Here is a 759-nt window from a genome sequence, read left to right on the forward strand (position 1 = left end):
AGGCATAAGCCCAATGTGGGTACTTTTCTTCAATACCGCAGGCTATCGATGCCCGAGCATGGAGGCCATCCTCAACCAAACGGATCCTCCTCATGAGCCTGTCCCTTTCCATGGCTGCTTTCGCACTGGCGGCCTCGATCTCCCCCGGCCCGGTCAACATCGTTGCGCTGGGCAGCGGTGCCCGTCATGGCCTGCGTGCCAGCCTGGCGCATGTGGCTGGCGCCACGCTGGGCTTCTGCCTGTTGCTGGTGCTGGTCGGGCTGGGCCTGCATCAGTTGTTGCTGCGCTGGCCTTTGCTGGGCCTGCTGTTGCACTGGGGCGGCGTGGCGTTCCTGCTGTACATGGCATGGAAGCTGGCCAGCGACGATGGGCAGCTGGGCAACGCCCATCCCGCCCAGGCCCCCTCGGCCTGGCACGGCGCGGCGATGCAATGGCTCAACCCCAAGGCATGGCTGGCAGCGGTGGCCGGGGTTGGCGCCTACACCGGCGGCGAGCAGCAGTTGCTGTGGCTGTTTGCCTGGATCTACGGGCCAATCTGTTTCATTTCGGTGGCCAGCTGGGCGTGGGCCGGGAGCGTGGTTCGCCAATACCTGGGCAACCCACGGCACATGCGCCTGCTGAATCGGGGCTTGGCGGTGCTGCTAGTGGGCAGCGCGATTTATCTGGTCGTTCAAGGCTAGCTGCACCAGCCCTGTCGCTGCCCTCAAGACCTGCGCTGTACCTGTAGGAGCTGGCTTGCCGGCGATAGGGCCATCACAG

At 65.0% G+C, this 759-nt stretch carries 1 protein-coding gene; it reads left to right on the forward strand.

The window, feature by feature from the left end:
* Positions 1–92: 92 nt before the first annotated feature.
* On the forward strand, positions 93–680 hold the full coding sequence (locus RYH74_RS22850) for a LysE family translocator (protein WP_317410196.1): 588 nt from the start codon (positions 93–95) through the stop codon (positions 678–680).
* Positions 681–759: the final 79 nt, after the last annotated feature.

The sequence above is a fragment of the Pseudomonas sp. LSJ-87 genome (genome assembly GCF_032971465.1).
Lineage (GTDB): Bacteria > Pseudomonadota > Gammaproteobacteria > Pseudomonadales > Pseudomonadaceae > Aquipseudomonas > Aquipseudomonas putida_Z.